Source organism: Micromonospora rubida, from assembly GCF_009908295.1.
Classification (GTDB): domain Bacteria; phylum Actinomycetota; class Actinomycetes; order Mycobacteriales; family Micromonosporaceae; genus Micromonospora; species Micromonospora rubida.
On the sequence record NZ_JAAALO010000004.1, the window covers coordinates 790890 to 810979 of the forward strand.

Consider the following 20090-nt stretch of genomic DNA (forward strand, 5'->3'; position numbering starts at 1 on the left):
GACCGAGTGGAGGGGGAACGACGTGAGCAACTCTATGGGCAAGGCCAAGGCCCTGGTCGACAAGCACGAGAAGCAGGTCGACCAGGGCCTCGACCAGGCCGGCGACCAGGCCGACCAGCGCACCGGCGGAAAGTACGACAAGCAGATCGACAAGGGCGTCGACGCCGCCCAGCGGCGCACTGGAGAGGGCGACACCTCACCACGCTGACCGACGCCGGTCGCGGCCCGAGCGCCCGCGCCCAGCGCTGCCTTCCGGGGCCGCCGTTGCCGACGGCGGCCCCGGAAGTGACGTTTCCGCCCACCGCCGGCCGGTCCGGGCGGCCTTCACCCCTTCAGGGTACGAATCCATCCCGGCCACTGGCCGAGGATCGACCTCTCTCGCTACCATCCGCATTCGGGGCATGACTCACCGTGGAGTCGCGCCCAGCGGTCGGCGGCCCGACGGCGGGGCCGTGGAGGAGAGGAAGTCATCCGGTGGCCGACACATCCGAGGCGACGATCGAGCGCTACCCGTTCAGTGATCCCGACCGGCTCAATCTCGACCCGCGTTACGCCCTGCTGCGCCGCGACGAGCCGCTGATCCGGGTGCGGCTTCCCTACGGGGAGCCGGCGTGGCTGGCCACCCGCCACGCCGACGTGCGTACGGTGCTCGGCGACGCCCGCTTCAGCCGGGCGGCGGCCGTCGGCCGGGACGAGCCCCGCAACAGCCCTCGCCAGATCCAGGGCGGCATCCTGACCATGGACCCGCCCGACCACACCCGGCTGCGTCGACTCGTCGCCCGGGCCTTCACGGCGCGCCGGGTCGAGGAGCTGCGCCCGCGCACCCGGCAGGTCGCCGACGAGCTGGTCGACGGCCTGCTCGCCGCCGGGCCGCCGGCCGACCTGGTGGCCCACCTGGCCACCCCGCTGCCGATCCGGGTCATCTGTGACCTGCTCGGCGTGCCGGTCGCCGACCAGGACAAGTTCCACACCTGGTCGGAGGCGATCGTCTCGACCACCGCGCTGAGCGTCGAGCAGGCCCAGCGGTACATCGACAACCTGTTCGCGTACATGGGCGGGCTGATCGCGCAGCGCCGCCAGGAGCCCACGGACGACCTGATCGGGGCTATGGTCCGGGCCCGCGACGCCGACGACCGGCTCAGCGAGGAGGAGGTGGTGCAGCTCGCCGCGGGGCTGCTCGCCGCCGGCCACGAGACCACCGTCACCCAGATCCCCAACTTCGTGTACGTGCTGCTGAACCATCCCGACGAGTGGGCCCGGCTGCGGGCGGACCGGAGCCTGGTGCCGCACGCCGTCGAGGAGCTGATGCGGTTCGTCCCACTCGGCGTGACCGCCGCCTTCGCCCGCTACGCCAAGGAGGACGTCGAGATCGGCGGGGTGCTGGTCCACGCCGGTGAGCCGGTCCTCGTGTCGATCCCGTCGGCCAACCGCGACGAGACCGTCTTCCCGGACGCCGACCGGCTCGACCTGGGCCGGGAGATCAACCCGCACCTGGGCTTCGGGCACGGAGTGCACCACTGCGTCGGCGCGCAGCTCGCCCGGATGGAGCTACAGGTGGTGCTGGACGTCCTGCTCGACCGGGCCCCGGGGCTGCGGCTGGCGGTGCCCGAGGCGGAGCTGCCCTGGAAGAGCGGCCTGCTGGTGCGCGGCCTGACCGCGATGCCGGTGGCCTGGTGACGGGAAGGGGAGCCAGGTGAACGCGGAGGAGAAGACGACCGGCTCCGGGTGGCGGTTGCACGTGGACCCGACCCGGTGCATCGGCTCGGGGATCTGCGCCGGGACGGCGCCCGGGCACTTCACGCTGGTCGAGGGCCTGTCCCGTCCGTTGGCCGAGCGAGTGACACCCGCACAGGAGGTGATCGACGCCGCCGACTCCTGCCCGATGGAGGCGATCGTGGTCTCCGACGTGGAGAGCCGCCGGCAGATCGCGCCGGGGGCCTGACCCGACGGGATGTGGCGTACGCCGGCTGTCAGGCCCCGCGACGGGGGCGCGGCAGCCGGCGGCCGGCTGCGGCGCGTACCCGAAAGGGCCGGCCCCGGGTGGGGGCCGGCCCTGGTGGGTCGTGCCGGGTCAGGAGCTGTAGCCGCGGCCCGCGATCCAGTTGGCCAGCTCGGCGGCGTCCATCCAGTACTCCTGGATGGCCGGGTCCGCCGGGTCGGCGATCTTCACCGTGTTGCCGTCGTCCTTGTACTCCACCACGGTCAGGTAGTGGCCCGGGTAGCTGTGCTCCCGGCCCTCGGTGTCCACCGCGCCGCCGAGGATGTTGGCGACCACCGGCTCACCCGCGTCCACCGCGGCCTTCACGTCCACCCGCAGCCGCTCGATCTGCTCCTTGGACGCGACGTCCGAGCTGATCTCGGTGGTCTTGTACCTGCCGTCGGTGTACTCGTTCAGCACCCGGGTGATGTCGACGGCCGAGTCGGTGCCGTTCTCGGTCGTGCCGAGCTTGGCGGCCAGCTCGTCCTGGCTGACGCTCTTGCCCTCGGCCGACAGGGCGATCCGGGCCGAGGCCGGGCCGCAGTAGTAGAAGTTCGGCTGGGCCTGGTACTCGTAGCTGGCCCGGCGCTCGCCCTTGTCGTCCTTGCTGGTCTTGTCGTCCTTGCTGGTCTTGCTGGTCTTGTTGGCCTTGTCGACGCGGAGCGCGCCGGTGGGCCCGGTCTCGGCCGGGGCCGCGTACGCCGCCAGCGCGGGGCCGGCGACGGCACCACCGGTCATCAGCAGACCGGCGACGGACAGCATGCTCTTGCGCAGGATCGTGTTCATGTGTCGAAGCTCCGTTCGGGGGATTGCGGCCTCCGGCACCCGGAGGCACAAGGCACCGGGAAGGGTGCTCGGCTGTCACCGTCGGGGGGCCACAACGCCCCGGCCCTCGCCCGGCATGCCGGGGGGCGTCCACCCCGCCAGGGGTGGTCCTGCACGGTCGTACGGGAGGTTCAACGCGCCGTCGGTCGCTCCGATTCCGGCCCCGGGCCACCCCCGCTTCGGCGTCCCTCCCGGCTCGGGCGCGGAACTTGGACAGTTTCCGTTCCAGGCGGACGGCAGCTGTCCAAGATCCATGTTCTGGACGCGGCGGCGGCCGGTCGGTGGGCGCCGCAGCGGCGGCGGGGCGCGCGGCGAACCGGTCAAACGGCTACAGGCCGCCCAGGAGCGGGGGTGTGGTGATTTCGCTCTGAAGACCGTTCAGGCGGGGGTGTGGTGATCTCGGGGTAAACCGCTGCGGAACGGGACGCGGGGCGCGGTAGCGCTCGGTGCCGCGTTCGGCCTCGACGACCGTCGCCGGTGACGGAGTGGACCGGACCGTAGCCCGGCCCCTTACGGGGTCACAGGTCACACGGCACGTTCTGACGTGGGGCGGCCCGGTCAGGGAACCGGGCGTCGGGTCTTCTCGTCCCGGGGCTCCGGCTGGCCGGGCAGTCGCCGCTCGGCGGCGCGGCGCTGCTGGACGAGCCGGCCCAGGTAGATCAGGGCACCGGCGAGCACCCCGATGTCGTCCAGGTAGATCGGGTCGGGCAGCACGTCGATCGGGAAGATCGTGTAGGCCAACGCGCCCCAGAAGGCGACCTTGCCCCCCACGCCCAGCGTGCCGAGCATCTTGCGGGTGCGTACCACCCGCACGGCGAGCAGGATGGCGCCGGCCAGCGTCGCCACGACGACCAGGGCGGCGAGCGCCAGCAGCCAGTAGTGCTCGTTCATGCCGCCACGCTAGTCGACATAGCAAGATCACGCTCGATCGCGGGAACAGGGCAACCGCGTGGCCGGGGGGACCACTGCTTCCCGGTGGGACCGGTGCGTCAGACGTGGGCGGTGGTGCGGCCCTGGGCGGTGTCCCGGCCCCGGGCGGTGGCCCGACCCCGGGCGGTGGTGCGGCCTCGGGCGGTGGCGCGGTCCCGGGTCACGACGGCACGTCCCCGGGCCACGATCGGCAGGCCCCGGGCCATGGTCGGCAGGTCTTGGGTGGCGGTCGGCTGGTCCTGGGTCGCGGTTGGCAGGTCTTGGGTGGCGGTCGGCTGGTCCTGGGTCGCGGTTGGCAGGTCTTGGGTGGCGGTCGGCTGGTCCTGGGTCGCGGTTGGCAGGTCCCGGGCCATAGTCGGCAGGTCTCGGGCCATGGCCGGCAGGTCCTGGGTGGCGGTCGGCGTCTCACGGACGAGCACCGGCATTTCGCGGGTCTGTTCGGCGGCCGGCGACCGCCCGTCGGTCACCCCGGGCAGCAGTGGCTGCTCCTGCTCGGCGGGGGCGGCGGCGGCGAACGCTTCCTCCCGGAGGCTGCGTGCGGCGAGGACGGCCTGCTCGGCGGCCCGCCAGGCGGCCTGCTCCCGCTCCTGGGCCGTCTGCTGCCGGGTGCGCAGATGGTTCCGCACCGCGCGGCGCAGCACCAGTTCCTGCTCGACCGGGTGTAGCCGGGGATCCCAACCGTCGCGGTGCGCGAAGACGTCGCTGAGCTGCTCCTCCGACAGCTCCCGACGCCAGTATGCGTTTAGCGCGGCCCGGTGCAGGTAGCGCTCGCGGTCGACGTACTCGGAGGGGGTGCGCTCGGTATTCGGCTGGGGGAGGCCGGCGGCGGCTGCCAACCGGCGGACGTCGGCCTCCGCGACCTCGACCGCCTGCCAGACGGTCTCCACCTCCTCCTGGGCGGACAGCCACTCGGCCCGCAGCCGTTGGGCGGTGGCCGCCGCCCGCTCCGCTGCGGTCGCCATCTCGCCCGCGCAGCGGTGCCGTTCCTGGTCCTCCGCCGCCTGTTCCAGCCGGCTCGGCATGGCGGCCTCGCGGAAGCGCCCGCCGATCACGGAGCGGAACAGGTTCGGCCGGACGACCAGGGTGGTCACCGCGACGGCGACGACGCCGAGGAGGGCCAGCCAGATCGCGGCGGCCTGGGGCACGTCGAGCAGGACGGAGGAGAGCGCGGTCTGCATGGGGAGCACCTCGGGTGGGACGACGTGGACTGACGGTCGGGCCCGCTGTGCGGGCGGTGGGCCGCGTGTGGACCGGTGCCGGACGGGACCTCGCCGGAGTCGTCAGCGCTGCGGTTGACAGTGGGCGTGGTCGTCAGCGGCGCGGGCGGGCGCGGCCGTCGGCGGGCTCGCGTAGAGCGATGCGATGCCGGTGCCGATGCGATGCCCGTGCGGTGCCGGTGCCGGTGTGGTGCCCGTGTGGTGCCCGTGCGGTGCCCGTGCGGCCCGGATCGGTGCCTGATCGGCCCGGGTCAGTGCCGGGGCGGGCCGCGCCGGACGACGGTGCCGCCGGTCGGGTCCACGGCGGGGCGGTTGACCGGAACGGTCGCCGTTGCGGTCGCCGCCGGGGCGGTCGCCGATCGCCGGGCATCGTCGGGGGCCGGCCGGGCGGCTGGCTCGGTGCGCAGCTCGACGGCCGGGCCGGGCCCGGTGCGTAGCTCGGCCACCCGGCTGGTCACCACGGCGGGGCGGGCCAGCTCGGCGGCGAATGCGGGGGCGGCGGCAGTCAGGGCGGACACCCCGCCGAGGCCGAACGTGAGGACCAGGGCGGTCAGCGCGAGGCGGCCCAGCTCCCGGATGCGGCGCAGCTTTGCCTGCCACGACGGGTGTGCCCCGCGCAGCGTCACCGGCCGGGAGGGGCGGGCGAACGCTAGGGACTGCACGGGACCAATCTATCCCCGTTCCGGCCCACCCGCAGCCTCGGCCGAACGCCGTAGGGGTGAGCCGGGCCACGAACCGGCGTTGTGGACAGACGGGCACCGCTGGAACCCGACGGCCGAGGGGCCTGCGAATCCATCGACGAAGTCGATCCCGTCGACGGTTCACCGCAGGCCCCTCGTGCCGTCGGCCCGGCTCACTAGGCCCGGCTCACTAGGCCCGGCTCACTAGGCCCGGCTCATTCGGCCCGCAGGCCGTCGGGGCGGGTCAGCCGCCAGAGCACCGGCAGGCTCGCGCCGGTGACCAGCAGCACCACCCCACCGCCGAGACCGGCCCCCAGCGCGACCGCCGACCAGCTCACCGTGACCGGCGCGCCGACCATGCGCAGCAGGACCGCCCCGAGGCCCAGCCCGAACCCGACCGCGAGGCCGAGACCGACCAGCACCGGCACGGCCGCCTGCCAGAACACCGACCAGCTCAGTGCGTGGCGCGGGGTGCCGACGGCGACCAACATGGCCAGCAGGCGACGGCGCTCCCGCAGTTGCTCCAGCACCCCGACCAGCATGCTCGTCCCGAGCAGCAGCAGGGTCACCACGACGCCGACGGCCAGGCCGCGCTTGACGTTGACGAACTGCTTCGACCGGGTGACCTCGGTCAGCGCACTGACGTGGGCGCGCAGGTCCACCTCGGCGGCGGCGTTACGCACCCGCTCCAACGCGTCCGGGTCGCCCTGATCGATGCTGATCAGCGTTTCCGCGAGCAGCCCCGCCCACCGGGAGGCGTCGGCCGCGCCGGGGGTGACCAGCAGGCCGCCCCGTACCCAGCCGACCGGGTCCGGGATCGCGGGAACCGTACGGGTCCGGGCCGGCACGGTCCAGGGGACCTCGTTCGCGCCCACGTTCAGCCGGGTCCCTGGGACGGGCCCGGGGCCGGACTGCTCGCCGGCCGGCTCCTCGGCGAGGAAGACGTCCCCGTCCGCGCAGGAGCCGAGCCGGGCGAACTCGGCCAGCGTGGCGCAGTCGCCGATTCGCACCTCGGTGAACGGGGGTGCGTCCGCGCCGGGCTTCTGCTCCCCGGTCGCCCCCGTGGCCAGCGTTCCCACGCTGCGGGTGACGCCGGGGGTGGCGGCCAGCCGGGTCAGCGCGGCGCCGGGGTCGGGCGGGTCGACGAACAAGACGTGCACCTGGGCCCGCGAGGGGTCCTGGCCGGTCTGCGTCGTGAACCGGTTCTCCACCCCGGCGACCAACATCTGAAGGCCGATGCTGCCGGCCACCGCCACGGCGACGCCGTTGACCAGGCGGGCGGAGGTGGCGCTGTCCAGTTGCAACCGGCGCACCGCGAGTTGCCACGGGACCGGGCCGCCGCGTAGCCGGCCCACCACCAGGTCGATCAGCCAGGGCAGCAGGGTGACCGTGCCGATCAGCACCAGCACCGCGCCGGCCGCCACCTGGTAGTCGTCGCTGCCGGCAGTGCGCTCGCCGACGCCGGTCAGCGGGTACAGCAGCGCCAGGCCGGCGGCCGGCAGCAGCAGTCGCCACCACAGGCGGCGGCGGACCATCGTCCCCTGCCGGCTCACCCCGAGCGGTTCGACCACCACCCGGCGCTGGGCGACGAGCGCCACCAGCACCGCGAGCACCGGGACCGCGACCGCGACCGCCGCCACCAGCGGCAGGGACGGTCGCAGGTCCGACGCGTACACGCTGATGTCCTGGAGGGTGAGCAGCGGGGCGATCTGGCGGCCGGCGGCGAAGAGCGCGCCGCCGACGGCGAGGCCGAGCACCGCGCCGGCCGCCGCCTCCCCGGCGGCGATCCGTCGGATCATCCCGGCGTCGGCGCCGAGCAGGCGCAGGGCGGCCAGCCGGCGGTCCCGGCGGTCGCCGCCGAAGCGGACCGCCGCGCCGACGAAGACCACGACCGGCAGCAGCAGCACCACGAAGACGACCACGACGAGGACCATCAGGACGGGCGAGAACTCCTCGCCGGGCGGCCCGCCGCCGAAGTGGTCGATCCGTTGCGCCTGGTCCCTGGTCAGGGTGTCGCTGCCCAGGTAGAAGGCCAGCTGGTGCGGGCCGGTGAGGCCCTGTGCCGCGATGGTGCCGGTGACCCGGGCGCCGCCGAGCCGGGGTGCGAACAGCGGGCCGTCGGGCGAGTCGAGCAGTTCCCGCAGGGCCGGGGAGACGACCACCTCGCCGGTCGCCGGCAGCCGGGTCAATCCCGGTGGCACCGGCGCGGCCGGCCCCTCGGGCCGGAGGATCCGGCCGCGCACCGACCGCTCCCGGAATTCGGTGAAGACGGGTGCCACCAGCAGGGTGTTCGCCGCCGCGGCCAGCTCCGCGCGGTTCCCGACGTCCGCGAGGGCGTCGCTGCGCGCCGCCTGGGCGGCGAGCGCGCCCGGCACCGCCGCGGCGAGCAGCAGCATGGCGACCCCGATCCCGACCCCGAGCGCGGTCAGCGCGGCCCGGGTCCACCCGTCCCGGCCGCCCGTCACGGCCATCCGCGCACCCATCAACAGGTCGGCCAGCGCCCCGCGCAGTCGGCCGGCCGCACGTCCCGGCGTCTCCGGCCCGGTCACGTCGTCACGCGTCGCCGGCCCGACCACGTCATCACGCGTCCGTGGCCCGGTCATGCCGCCCGCTCCAGGTTCCGGGTCCGGCCGTCCCGGACCACCACCTCCCGATCCGAGTACGCGGCCACCCGCGCCTCGTGGGTCACCAGCACCACGGCCGCGCCGGTTTCCCGGGCCGCCCCGGTGAGCAGGCGCATCACCCGCTCCCCGTTGAGCGAGTCGAGCGCGCCGGTCGGCTCGTCGGCGAAGACCACCCGGGGGACGGTCACCAGCGCCCGGGCCACCGCGACCCGCTGTCCCTGCCCGCCCGAGACCTCCCCGGGGCGCTTGCCGGCCACCTCGGCGACCTCCAGCCGACCGAGCCAGTCGGTGGCCCGCCGCTCGGCCTCACGCCGGGCGACCCGCGCCAGCCGCAGCGGCAGGGCCACGTTCTCCAGGCAGGTCAGCTCGGGCACGAGCTGGCCGAACTGGAACACGAAGCCGAACTGCCCCCGGCGTAGGGCGCTGCGCTCCCGGTCGGACATGGCGCTCAGGTCCGACCCCCGGTAGATCACCCGGCCGGAGTCGGGCCGGACGATGCCGGCGAGGCAGTGCAGCAGGGTCGACTTGCCGGAGCCGGACGGCCCCATCACCGCCACCACCTCACCGGCCCGTACGGCCAGCGACGCCCCGACCAGCGCCGGTGTCGGGCCGAAGGCGCGGTGCAGGTCCTCGGCGGCCAGCAGCTCTGCTCCGGTCGGGCCCTGTTCGGTTGTGGCCCCGCCGGTCGCGGCCCCGCCGGTCGCGGCCCCGCCGGTCGCGGCCCCGCCGGTCGCGGCCCCGCCGGTCGCGGCCCCGCCGGTCGCGGCCCCGCCGGTCGCGGCCCCGCCGGTCGCGGCCCCGCCGGGGGCGGTCGCCGCGCTCACCGCTGCACCGTCGCGGTCAGCTCGTCCAGCCGGGCGGCGGTCAGCTCCAGCCAGCGCAGGTCGGCTTCCAGGTGAAACAGGGCGTGGTCGCAGATGAGCTGGTCGGCGAGGTCCCCGTCGGTCTTGCGCTGGGTCAGCTCGCGCATCAGCCGCAGGTGCTCGGCGCGCTGGGTGTCCAGCAGGTCGGTGGCGGAGCGGCCGGTCAGCAGCGCCAGCACCACCTTGGTGTAGAGGGTGCTGTGCAGGTACGACTCCGGCTTCTCCGGCTGGGACAGCCAGCGCTGCACGTCGGTCACCCCGGCCTCGGTGATCGCGTACCGCTTGCGTTCCGGGCCCTCGCCGGCCTCGACCGAGTCGACCTCGACGAGGCCGTTGCGCAGCAGCCGGGACAGGGTGGCGTAGACCTGGCCGAAGTGCAGCGGACGGGCGTGGCCGAACCGTTCGTCGTAGGCACGTTTCAGGTCGTAGCCGTGGCGGGGGCTGGCCTCGAGGAGCCCGAGGATGGTCTGACCGATTGACATGGCGCGACTATACACACCAGGTATACACATGATGGATAGCCAGGTCAGAAAAAGCGCGGGGCCCTCCAGATGGAGGGCCCCGCGCTGTACGGGTGAAGAGGGCGGGTCAGCTCGCCCCGAGCACCGGCGGGGCGCCGGTGTCGTCGTTCCCCCACACCATCTCGTCCTCGGTCAGCCAGGTCAGCCGCTCGTCGGACTGGTCCTCGCCGGGTCGCCCCTGCCCGCCGAGGACGCCTCCCCGGCTGCCGGAACTCCCGTTCGCGCCGCCCCGGCCCATGCCCGTGGCGGCGCGTTGCTCGACTCCCCCCAGGCCGCCGGTCGGCCGCGCCGTCCCCGCCGCTCCGCCGCGAGCCGACCCGGCCAGCGAGCCGGTGCCGCCGCCGAGCGCGCCGTTGAGCACACCGCCGGCCGGTGAGCCGGTGGGCGTCCCGAAGAGCGACCCCGCCCCGGGTCCAGCCGTCGCAACCGAAGTCCCGCCGCTGCCCGTGCCCGCCGGGCCGCCGGCCAGCTGCACCCCACCGAGCGAGGGATCGGCGCCGGCGAGCGACGTCCCGGTGCCCGGACCGTCGACGACCGTGCCGACGCCGCCAGGCGTCGACCCGCCGTGCTCTCCGCCCGACGGCGTAGACCCGCCGACCGTGCCGACGCCGCCGGGCGTCGACCCGCCATGCTCCCCGCCCGGCGTCGACCCGATGCCCGGCACGTGCCCAGGGCTACCCGGGGCGGACACCGTCTTGTGGCCGGTGCTCGGGTTGCCGTTGCCGGGGCCCGGTGCGGCCCCCGGGACGCTGGCCCCGGGGCCGGCGGACGGCGTCGACGTGGAGGTGTTCGGGTCGAACGGCAGGTCCCGATGCGGATCCCGCGGTTGGACCAGCCGACCGTACGCGGACAGGTCGTAGCCGGCGGCCAGCTCGGCCACCACCTGCACCATCCGCCGGTGGGCCTTCTTCTTCTCAGCCTTGTCCTGGTTGTGGCCCATGAAGCCGCCGATGATCGCGCCGGCCGGGCCGAGGGCCGCGCCCTTGACCGCCCCGGAGATCGCCTTGTCGTGATCGTCGCTCTCGTCTGGGCTCTCCGCGTCCTTCTTGGCGGTGCGCAGGTGGGTGGCCATCAGCGTGAGGCCCTGGCGGACGTCGGCCATTCCCTCGGAGAGGGTGGTCGAGTGGTCGACGACCAGCGACAGCCGGCGCTGGAACTCCCGCCCGGCGTTTCCCGTCCAACCGTTGGCCAGCTTGTCGAGGTCGCTCTGCAGGTCGCGGGAGAGGCCGTCGAGCGTGCCCTTCATCGAGTCCCACTTGGCGGCCAGCCCGTCGATCTGGGCCGGGTCGCCGGCCTTCACGGCCTCGTACAGCGTCTCGTGGCTGACGTGCTCGTAGCGCGCGGTGTACTCAGACACGACGGTCCTCCTACCTGTCCAGCGCGTCGTCGACTCCGCCGAGGGCGGCGGCGATGTCAGCGGAGTTGGCCGCGTTGCGCGCCTCGGTGGTCTTGTAGTTGGTCAGGATCGTGCCGGTCGCGCTCTGCGCGGCCCGCACCGCGTCGCGCAGCCGCTCGACCTGCTGGACGTAGTTCGTGTGCATTTTGGAGTAGCGCCCGGAGTTGCTCGTCGCGTCGGCGAAATTGCCCAGCTCAGGAGGATGGCACTGCGTCTCGGTCTTGAGCTTCCTGAGCACGGCCTCGGCCTCGGTGAGCCGACCGGCCAACCGCGAATGAAAGTCCTCTAGAGAGAGTACGTCGACTGTAGTGCGCCCGGTCATGGCAGCATCCCCGTCGTCCTCGTCGATAACCGTTGGCGAGAACCAGGTTAATGGATGGAGGCCAACCTGGGCGACCCACGGAAGCGTCGGCGACGCGTTTTCGACCCGGCCAATGTGGTCACCCGACGGTGGCCGGCGCCCCGGTCGCCCCTGCAGATTCGCCCTCGGCGGCCTGGCTCGGCTCGCCGCTCGCCTCCCGGTCCGGCGTGCTGCTCGCACCCCCGCTGGGCGGCCGACCTGCTTCTTTGGTCGGCGTGGTGCCGCTCGCGGGGGCCGGGGCGCTGCCGCTCGCGGGGCTCGGGGCGAAGTACGCGAGCGCGTCCTCCCGCTCGAGGGCGGGGCCCGTCGGCACCAGTGACAGCAACGACGCGGGCACCGCCAGCGGGGTCACGCCGCCGTACCCGAGGGCGGTCAGCGCGTCGCCCGACCGGGTGCCCAGCGGGTAGCGCACCCCCTGGGTGCCGATCAGGTAGACCGTCGAGCCCGGCGTGCCCGCGCCAGCATCTCCGGCACCCTGGGCAGCCTGGACCAGCACACCCTTTCCGCCCGGCAGCAGGACCTGTTCGGCGGTGCGGACCGCGTCCCGGGTGCCCTGCCGGACCGGGGTGGCTGGGCTGCTCAGCTCGGTCGGCACCCGGTCGAAGACCTCCAGCGTGGTGGTGGGCGGCGCGTCCACGGCCCCCTTCCGGTAGGTGGCGCAGAGCACCGTCCGGCCCGCCTGGACCGGGTGCAGCACCGGCAGCGTCCGTGGCGTCCCCTCCGGCTCGACCCGTTCCCGGGTCAGCAGCCGGCCGGCCTGGTCCGGGGTGATGTCGGTGACCCGCCCGCCGTCGCGCAGCAGCAGCAGGGCGGTGACCTCGCCGACCGTGGCCAGCCCCTCCCGGGTCAGCACATAGTGCTGCTCGGCGGCCCGGAACACGTCGCCGACCCGGGCCGGACCGTCGCCCACGGTCAGCCGGCTGGACTCCCCCTCGCCCTCGATGTCGGGCTCGCGGAGCATCGGACCCGCCGGCACGGCGTTGAGCAACTGCTCGCCGACGGTGACCGTGGGGGCGCCGGCCATCCGCAGCGCCGCGGTCGCCTGGTCCCCGCCCGCGATCTGCAGCCGGGCGTCGCCGGTGAGCAGGTACCGCCCGCCGTCGACGGTGACCAGCACCGCTCGGTCGCCGAGCGGCACGCCGCCGGAGAGCGGCCGGTCGATCACCACGTGGGTGGTGGAGCGGCGCGGGTCGGCCGGGTCGGGCACGTCGCAGACCGACCAGGGCAGCCCGATCAGCGACTTCCGGTCGGGCAGCGCGTCGGGGGCGCCGACGATCCCGACGGTACGCCCGCGCGGTCGGTCGGCGATCGACGCCTGCGACATGGTCCGCACCGCCGGTTCCGCCTCGTTGAGGATCAGCCGGGCCGAGGCGTAGTTCAGGGTCGGGTGCAGCAGGCCGTCCACGTAGACGTACGTCGCCCCGGTCTCCCGCTCGATCACCAGCGTGTTCGCCTCCAGCGGCGCGGCGTTGCCGGTGAGCTGGCCGTACGCGCCGACGCCGCCGAGCACCACCGCCGCGGCCACCACGCTGCCGATCACCGCGAGGCCGAGCCGCCGCATCGGCAGGTTCGTGGTCTCCGGATCGCCGGACAGCAGCGCGGAGACGATCCGGCGGGTGACGAAGCGGTACGCCTGCACCTGGTCGCGGCGGGTCCGCATGACTTACCTCCGGCGGGATGGGTCCGCGGCGATCAGGTCAGAGCTCCGCCGCGGGCTTCCCTACGATAAGGGGCCGCCGGCCGGGGAACGGGACCACCGCCCACCCCGTACCGGCTCAGGAAGCCGCCCGTCCAGAAGGGACGCCACCGATGCCCCAGGTCCAGGCGCCACCCGGCCGTACGGCCACCGGCTCGGTCGACCCGCCCGCGCTGCCGGCGCCGCCCGACCGCGCGGTCGTCCCGGCCGACCGGCGCAGCCGGGGCCGGCTCGGTCCGGTCGTCGTCGGACAATTCGTCGTGGCGGAGCTCGGCGCCCTCGCCGTGTACTCCGCCCTCGGCGGCCCCGGCTGGCTGGTCGGGGTCGTCGCCGCCCTCGCGGCGGCGGCGGTCGTCGCCACCTTCGCCCGCCGCGGCGGGCGCTGGTGGTACGAGGACCTGCTGCTGCGTCGCCGGCTGCGGCGCCGCCGGGAGCGGGCCCGGGCGGCGGTGACCGCGGGTGGCCCCGGCGACTCGCTGCTGGTCGCCCTCGCCCCGGAGCTGACCGTGATCGAGTTGACCGAGCGGGGCACCCGGCTCGGCATCGGCCAGGACGGCCAGGGCTGGTTCGCCGCCGTGGCGCTGGACCCGCGCCCCGGAGCGCCAGCCGGTTCCGTCGAGGCGGCGGTGGTGGACCGGGCGCTGGCCGTCCTGGCCGACTTCTCAGCCCCGGTCTCCCTCGCCCAGGTCGTCTCGCACACCCTGGTCTGGTATCCGGCTCCGGGCGCTCCCCCGGCCGCCCACCGCACCGTGTGGATGGCCGTTCGGCTGTCCGTCCGGGACGCTCGGAACGAGGCGGTGACCCGGGGCGGCGGGATGGTGGGCGTGCACCGGACCGTGTCCGCCGCAGTCGGCCGGCTCGGCAAGGCGCTGCACGCCGCCGGCCTGAGCCATCGCGTCCTCGGCCGGGACGAGTTGCGCGCCGCGGTCGTCTCGGCGGCCGGCATGGACCTGGCGCCCGCGCCGCAGGCGGAGACCTGGACCGGGCTGCGCGGTGGCGGCTGGACCCAGCGCTGCCTGGCCCTGCGCGCCCGCTCCGGGGTTCCCTGGGGCGCCCTGGTGGACGCGGTCACCGCGACCTCCGCCCCGTCCCACACGCTCGCCGCCGTGGTCCGCCCCGGCGGCCGGTCGACCCCGCCACTGCTGCGCGTCGCGGCCCCCGCCGACCACGTCGAGGCGCTGGTCAAGGCGGTCCGGGACGTCGCCCGGCGGGGCGGGGTCCGGGCCCGGCCGCTGGACGGCGAGCACGGCCCCGGCGTCTACGCCACCGCCCCGGTCGCCCTGCGCGTCATCGACCACCGCGCCGAGTGAGGCCGTCAGGGGCGGAGGTTGACGATCCAGCCGTACAGGCCGCAGACCCAGGCCGCGAGCGGGACCAGCGAGATGATCAGCATGATCTCGACGATGTCCAGGAGCCGGCCCCAGACCGGCGAGATCCGCTTGCCCGCCACGGTCAGCCCGTAGATCAGGCTGATCACGGCCACCACGACCAGGCCGCCGAGGACCACGCCGAGCCGGAGGGCCGTGGAACCGGCGGCGAAGGTGGCCGCCGCCGTCAGGCCGAGCCCGAGGGTGCCGGCCAGGAGTACCGGGGCGCGCTGGGCGCGGCCGATGAACGGCCGGGCGCGCAGCAGCGACAGCAGGGCCAGCACCAGGCAGAGCAGCGTCGACGGCAGCCGGCCGTCGAGGGCGAGGACGACCTCCCCGCCCAGCACCAGCAGCGCCACCGTCCACAGCAGGCCGGTGAGGAACGCGTCGGCCCGCTCGCTGAGCCGCAGCACCTGGCGGCCGTCGACAGTCTCGGTGTCGGTCTTCAGGTCGTCCGGGCCGGTCGGGATGGACGGGACGGGCAGCCGGGCCAGCCGGTAGGACGCCATGGGCAGGGCTGGCAGGAACCCGAACGCGACCGTGGCGACCACCGCGGCGGCGGCCGGGGCGCCGACGGAGAACGCCAGGCTCACCACCGCGCCGAGGCCCACCGCCGCGCCGACGGCGGTCGCGCCGAAGAAGAGCGGGAGCCGGTCGCCGACCGCCAGCGCCGCGACCGCACCGAACACCACCACGGCGGTCGCCGCGAGCAGCACGTGCGGGCTGGCCAGCTCGGTCAGCGCCCGGTCACCGGCCAGCACCAGCAGGCCGCCGATCGCGGCGTGCCCGATGCCGGCCAGGGCGAGCACCGAGCCGGTCCGGCTGTCACCGGCAGCCCGGGACAGCACCGCGGCGCTGACCACCAGGGCAACCGCGACCAGCAGGGCGGCGATCGCGCCGGGAAGCTGCGGCGGGCCGGCGAACAGCGCCGCCAGCGCTCCTGCGGACAGCGCCGCCGCGGCGAAGAGCACCGAGAACGAGCGGGTGGTGCCCACCTGCCAGCTACCCGGACGCTGGTTGGTCGCGGTGGCCACCGCGTCCACCACGTCGTCGAAGACGATCTCCGGGGCCGCTGCGGCGCGGGGGGTGAAGTAGAGCACCTCGCCGTCGCGGAGGCCGAGCTGCGCGGCGGTCCGGCCACCGTCGAGCGGCTGCCCACCGAGCCGGGCGAGGCTCCAGCCGCCGTGCCGGACCCCATCGTCGGCGAGGTCCTCACCGGCGTGCCGGAGCAGGGTCGGCAGCAGGTCGGCCAGCGGCACGTCGGTGGGGAGGGCGAGATCCATCCTGGTCCGGGGCGCCACGATGGTGATCCGGCTCAGACCACCGGTCGCCGTCTTCGTCGCCACTGTGGCCTCCTCGCGCTCGCCTACGCTCCACCCCACCGGGGCGGCACCGCCCCGTGGGTCCACGACGCCCACGGGAGATTACCTACGATGGCGTCCACGTACGATGCCCACCCGACGGCCCGCAGTCGGTCGTCGTGCCCCCCGGCCGCACCTCGCGTCGCGCCGGTCGGTGTCCGGGCCGCTTCTGGGGGAGGAGACAGCCGTGAGCACCGTGGTGTTCCGCCGGCTTCCGCGCCAATCGGGGCCCGCCCTGCCACGTGGCGAGGTGCTGCTGGAGTCCCCGCCCGAGCTGCCCGAACAGACCCCTCGGGGGATGGGGCAGCTGCTGATGATCCTGCCGATGGTCTGCGGCGCCGGCGCGATGGCGTTCCTCTACGCCGGCCGGGGCGGCGGCATGATGACGTACGTCGTCGGTGGGCTGTTCGGCGTCTCGATGCTCGGCATGGCGCTCGGGTCGATGGGCAACGGCGGCAACGACAAGGCCGAGCTGAACGCCGAGCGGCGCGACTACATGCGCTACCTCGCCCAGATGCGCAAGCGCACCCGGCGCGCGGCCGAGCAGCAGCGGGCCGCGATGGCCTGGCGGCACCCGGAGCCCGACGCGCTCTGGTCGATCGCCGCGTCCCGCCGGCTCTGGGAGCGGCGGGTCACCGAGGACGACTTCGGCGAGGCCCGGGTCGCGGTCGGCCCGCAGCGGCTGGCGGTGGAGATCGTTCCGCCGGAGACCAAACCGGTGGAGGACCTGGAGCCGATGAGCGCGATCGCGCTGCGGCGGTTCGTCCGGGCCCACTCGACGGTGCCGGGCCTGCCCACCGCGCTGTCCGTGCGGGCGTTCTCCCGGGTGGCGCTGCGGGGCGAGCGGGAGCCCGTGCTCGACCTGGCCCGGGCGATGCTGGGCCAGCTCGTCACCTTCCACGCCCCGGACGACATCGTCGTCGCGGTGGTGGCCGCCCCGGAGCGGCAGCCGGCCTGGGACTGGGTGAAGTGGCTGCCGCACGCCCAGCACCCCGGCCGCACCGACGCGGCGGGCGCCCGCCGGTTGGTCTTCGCCACCCTCGCCGAGGCCGAGGAGTCCCTCGCCGACGAGCTGGCCGGCCGGCCCCGGTTCTCCCCGGAGGCGAAGCCGCTGACCACCGCGCCGCACGTGGTGGTGCTGATCGACGGCGGCGAGGTCGCCGCAACCTGCCACCTGACCGGCCCGAGCCTGCTGGGCACCACCGTCGTCGACCTGTCCGGCACCGTCCCCCGGGACGCCGGCCGCTGGCTGCTCTGCCTGGACGTCGGCGACGGCGACACGCTCGACCTGGTCCGGGGGACGTCGGTGACGCGGCTGGGCCAGCCGGACCGGCTCACCGCAGCCGCGGCCGAGGGACTGGCCCGGCAGATCGCCCCCTACCGGCTCTCCCAGCAGCAGGCCAGCGCCGAGGAGCCGCTGGCCCGCAGCACGGAGCTGCCCGACCTGCTCGGCATCGGCGACGCCGCCACGGTCGACACCCAGCGGACCTGGCGCCCGCGCAGCCAACGGGACCGACTGCGCATCCCGCTCGGCGTGGGCCCGGACGGCAACGTCGTCGAGCTGGACTTCAAGGAGTCCGCGCACGAGGGCATGGGCCCGCACGGCCTGGTCATCGGCGCGACCGGCTCCGGCAAGAGCGAGTTGCTCCGTACGGTGGTCGCCGCGCTCGCGGTCACCCACTCGTCGGAGGAGCTGAACTTCGTCCTGGTCGACTTCAAGGGCGGCGCGACGTTCGCCTCGCTCGACGCGCTGCCGCACACCAGCGCGGTGATCACCAACCTCTCCGACGAGCTGCCCCTGGTCGACCGGATGCGCGACGCCCTGGCCGGCGAGATGAACCGCCGCCAAGAGGTGCTGCGCGCCGCCGGCAACTACGTCTCCCGGTTCGAGTACGAGAAGGCGCGCGCCGCCGGTGAGCCGCTGGACCCGATGCCCAGCCTGCTCATCATCTGCGACGAGTTCAGCGAGCTGCTCGCCGCGAAGCCGGACTTCATCGACCTGTTCGTGATGATCGGCCGGCTCGGCCGGTCGCTCGGCGTGCACCTGCTCCTGGCCAGCCAGCGGCTGGAGGAGGGCAAGCTGCGCGGCCTGGACACCCACCTGTCGTACCGGATCGGCCTGCGTACCTTCTCGGCGGTGGAGAGCCGGATCGTGCTCGGCGTGCCGGACGCGTACGAGCTGCCCAGCGCCCCGGGTCACGGGTACCTGAAGACCGACACCACCACCATGCTGCGGTTCCGGGCCGCGTACGTGTCCGGGCCGTACCGGGCGGCGGGGGAGCAGAAGTCGTCGCAGGCGCTGGTGCAGCGCCGGATCGTGCCGTACGGCACGGACTTCGTGCCGGTGCGCGCCCCGGAGCTGACGGTGGAGCCCGTGGCCGAGCCTGAGCAGCAGGCGGACGGCAAGGCCGTGGCGATGCTCGACGTGCTGATCGACCAGCTCGCCGGCCGGGGTCGCCCGGCCCACCAGGTCTGGCTGCCGCCGCTGTCCGAGCCGCCGAGCCTGCTCGACCTGCTCAGCCCGCTCGCCGTCGACAAGACGCACGGCCTGACCAACTCGGGCTGGCAGGGCCGGGGCCGGCTCACCGTCCCCGTCGGCGTGGTCGACCGCCCGTACGAGCAGCGGCGCGACCCGATGATGGTGGAGCTGGCCGGCGCGGGCGGCAACGTGGTCATCGTCGGCGCCTCGCTCAGCGGCAAGAGCACCATGCTGCGGTCGATGCTGGCCTCACTGGCGCTCACCCACACCCCGCGTGAGGCGCAGTTCTTCTGCCTCGACTTCGGCGGCGGCGCGCTGCGCAGCCTGGAGGGGCTGCCGCACATGGCCGGCGTGGCCGGCCGGCGCGACGCCGAGGCGGTCCGCCGGACGGTCGCCGAGGTGGTCGGGATCATCGACGAGCGCGAGCAGCGGTTCGCCCAGAACGGCATCGACTCGGTGGCCGGCTACCGCCGCCGTCGGGCGGCCGGCGAGTTCGCCGACGACCCGTTCGGCGACGTCTTCCTCGTGGTGGACGGCTGGAACACGCTGCGCCAGGAGTACGAGGAGCTGGAGCAGACCATTACGAACCTGGCCAACCGGGGGCTGGGTTTCGGGGTGCACGTGGTGGTCACGGCGGTGCGCTGGGCGGAGATCCGGATGAGCATGCGGGACCTGCTCGGCACCAAGCTGGAGCTGCGGCTCGGCGACCCGACCGAGTCCGAGATCGACCGCCGGGCCTCGCAGAACGTCCCGGAGAGGACCCCGGGCCGCGGTCTGACCCGCGACAAGCTGCACTTCATGGCTGCGGTGTCCCGGATCGACGGCCGCCGGGACGTCGACGACCTGACCGAGGCGTCGGTCGCGTTGGCCGGGCATGTGGCGCGGGCGTGGCCGGGCACGCCGGCCCCGAAGGTCCGGCTGTTGCCGCGCCGGCTGCCGCTGCACGAGCTGGCCCGGGTCGTCGACCGGTCGGCACCCGGCCTGCCGATCGGTGTCAACGAGTCGGCGCTCGCTCCGGTGTACCTGGACCTGGCGAACGAGCCGCACCTGACGGTCTTCGGCGACGCCGAGTGCGGCAAGACCAACCTGCTGCGGGTCATCGCGAAGGGAATCGTCGAGCGGTACACCCCGGCGCAGGCGCGGCTGGTCATCGCCGACTACCGGCGCGGCCTGCTGGGCGCGGTGGAGGGCGAGCACCTGCTCGACTACGCGCCGTCCAACCAGGCATTCGGTCAGGGGCTCGGGTCGATCCGCAGCGCCCTGTCGAACCGGCTGCCCGGGCCGGACGTCACCACCGCCCAGCTGCGCGACCGGAGCTGGTGGAAGGGGCCGGACCTCTACATCCTGGTGGACGACTACGACCTGGTCGCCTCCGGCGGCAGCAACCCGCTCACTGCGTTGCAGGAGCTGCTGCCGCAGGCCCGCGACATCGGCCTGCACCTGATCATCACCCGCCGCGTGGGCGGCGTGGCGCGGGCGCTGTACGAGCCGGTGCTGCAACGCCTCCGCGAGCTGGACTCCCCGGGCCTGCTGATGTCCGGCAACCGGGAGGAGGGGGCGGTCTTCGGCACGCTGCGTCCCAGTCCGCAGCCGCCGGGCCGGGGCACCCTGGTGCGCCGCCGCGACGGTCAGCAGCTCATCCAGACGGCCTGGTCCGAGCCGGCCTAGGGACGGACGTCGGGCCACTCCTCAGGCAGCGTCGAGCCGATCGTCGCTTGTCAAGAAAGGGCCGTGATGAGCACTGCGCGGGGTTATGGGGGCGCTGTGGAGACATGCTGCGCCAGGCGCAGGA

The 20090-nt window shown here is 74.6% G+C and carries 16 protein-coding genes; 5 read left to right on the top strand and 11 right to left on the bottom strand.

The annotated features are described in order from the left end of the window. The first annotated feature begins 34 nt into the window (after window positions 1-34). The 3 genes from GVV04_RS18200 (at window position 35) to GVV04_RS18210 (ending at window position 1942) form a co-directional block, all read left to right on the top strand. Window positions 35-208, top strand: a complete 174-nt coding sequence (locus GVV04_RS18200) for an antitoxin (RefSeq protein ID WP_201753776.1) — start codon at window positions 35-37, stop codon at window positions 206-208. Between the two features lie 266 nt (window positions 209-474). After that, a complete protein-coding gene (locus GVV04_RS18205) occupies window positions 475-1677 on the top strand; it encodes a cytochrome P450 (protein ID WP_161689198.1) in 1203 nt (400 codons plus the stop codon). Between the two features lie 16 nt (window positions 1678-1693). Further along, window positions 1694-1942: a ferredoxin gene (locus GVV04_RS18210; protein WP_161689199.1), complete on the top strand. Its 249-nt coding sequence runs from the start codon at window positions 1694-1696 to the stop codon at window positions 1940-1942. Between the two features lie 129 nt (window positions 1943-2071). On the opposite strand, the gene GVV04_RS18215 is transcribed toward GVV04_RS18210, so the two are convergent. The 10 genes from GVV04_RS18215 to eccB all read right to left on the bottom strand — a co-directional run bounded on the left by GVV04_RS18215 (window position 2072) and on the right by eccB (window position 13055). Continuing rightward, window positions 2072-2764 carry a C39 family peptidase gene (locus tag GVV04_RS18215; RefSeq protein ID WP_161689200.1) on the bottom strand — a complete coding sequence of 231 codons (693 nt, stop codon included), beginning with the start codon at window positions 2762-2764 and terminating at the stop codon, window positions 2072-2074. 597 nt (window positions 2765-3361) lie between these two features. Then, on the bottom strand, window positions 3362-3694 hold the full coding sequence (locus GVV04_RS18220; RefSeq protein WP_161689201.1) for a YkvA family protein: 333 nt from the start codon (window positions 3692-3694) through the stop codon (window positions 3362-3364). A 98-nt stretch (window positions 3695-3792) separates the two neighbouring features. After that, complete coding sequence (locus GVV04_RS18225) at window positions 3793-4911, bottom strand: hypothetical protein (protein ID WP_201753591.1); 1119 nt, start codon at window positions 4909-4911, stop codon at window positions 3793-3795. Window positions 4912-5201: 290 nt separating this feature from the next. Then, window positions 5202-5612, bottom strand: a complete 411-nt coding sequence (locus GVV04_RS18230) for a hypothetical protein (protein WP_161689202.1) — start codon at window positions 5610-5612, stop codon at window positions 5202-5204. A 233-nt stretch (window positions 5613-5845) separates the two neighbouring features. After that, window positions 5846-8233, bottom strand: a complete 2388-nt coding sequence (locus GVV04_RS18235; protein WP_201753592.1) for an ABC transporter permease — start codon at window positions 8231-8233, stop codon at window positions 5846-5848. After that, complete coding sequence (locus GVV04_RS18240) at window positions 8230-8898, bottom strand: ABC transporter ATP-binding protein (protein ID WP_161689457.1); 669 nt, start codon at window positions 8896-8898, stop codon at window positions 8230-8232. Before GVV04_RS18240 ends, GVV04_RS18235 begins: the two co-directional genes overlap by 4 nt. Window positions 8899-9074: 176 nt before the next feature. After that, on the bottom strand, window positions 9075-9599 hold the full coding sequence (locus GVV04_RS18245) for a PadR family transcriptional regulator (protein ID WP_161689203.1): 525 nt from the start codon (window positions 9597-9599) through the stop codon (window positions 9075-9077). Between the two features lie 106 nt (window positions 9600-9705). Then, window positions 9706-10995, bottom strand: coding sequence for a WXG100 family type VII secretion target (locus GVV04_RS18250; protein ID WP_161689204.1), 1290 nt, complete (start codon window positions 10993-10995; stop codon window positions 9706-9708). A gap of 10 nt (window positions 10996-11005) precedes the next feature. Next, window positions 11006-11356, bottom strand: a complete 351-nt coding sequence (locus GVV04_RS18255; protein ID WP_161689205.1) for a hypothetical protein — start codon at window positions 11354-11356, stop codon at window positions 11006-11008. A gap of 118 nt (window positions 11357-11474) precedes the next feature. Beyond that, window positions 11475-13055, bottom strand: a complete 1581-nt coding sequence (gene eccB, locus GVV04_RS18260; RefSeq protein WP_161689206.1) for a type VII secretion protein EccB — start codon at window positions 13053-13055, stop codon at window positions 11475-11477. A 149-nt stretch (window positions 13056-13204) separates the two neighbouring features. Here eccB and GVV04_RS18265 point away from each other — a divergent pair, with 149 nt between their 5' ends. Further along, entirely contained in the window at window positions 13205-14401 is a 1197-nt protein-coding gene (locus GVV04_RS18265) for a type VII secretion protein EccE (protein WP_161689207.1), read from the top strand. A gap of 5 nt (window positions 14402-14406) precedes the next feature. Here GVV04_RS18265 and eccD read toward each other — a convergent pair whose 3' ends face one another. Next, entirely contained in the window at window positions 14407-15804 is a 1398-nt protein-coding gene (gene eccD / locus GVV04_RS18270) for a type VII secretion integral membrane protein EccD (protein WP_161689208.1), read from the bottom strand. A 202-nt stretch (window positions 15805-16006) separates the two neighbouring features. Here eccD and eccCa point away from each other — a divergent pair, with 202 nt between their 5' ends. Beyond that, complete coding sequence (gene eccCa, locus GVV04_RS18275) at window positions 16007-19966, top strand: type VII secretion protein EccCa (protein ID WP_161689209.1); 3960 nt, start codon at window positions 16007-16009, stop codon at window positions 19964-19966. Window positions 19967-20090: the final 124 nt, after the last annotated feature.